We start from the raw sequence: 326 nt of genomic DNA on the forward strand, positions 1-326 counted from the left end.
CGCTATGCCTTCGAGATAGCAAGCGAGCGCGGATACGCGGAGCTCTGCATTGGAGTCGCCGCGATGCGTGCGCGCGATATGCTTTCGGTGCGAACGGATGATAGCCAACAGGTTATCACACGCGTGCACGCCGTCCGCGCGTCGCGGTTTCGGTTCCGCGTGCTGATTCACGCACGCATCGATATCAACACGGGCGCGCGGCATGAATCCGGCCGCCCAGCCCGGAATGGGTGCCTTACGTTGTCGCCAATATTCGGCGTGAATTCCGGTCAGGTTCATATACACCCTTTATTTGGCGATGGCCGCCTGTCGGCTCAGTTCAATGG

General features: G+C 60.1%; 1 protein-coding gene. It reads right to left on the reverse strand.

Annotated features, from left to right (window positions below; all coding sequences use genetic code 11):
• A partial coding sequence (locus AC1RPG_RS08580; protein ID WP_481762566.1) for a hypothetical protein occupies nucleotides 1-279 on the reverse strand: 279 nt, incomplete at its 3' end.
• Between the last annotated feature and the right edge of the window lie 47 nt (nucleotides 280-326).

This window comes from Dellaglioa sp. CoH-57-MRSF-18 (assembly GCF_056781995.1).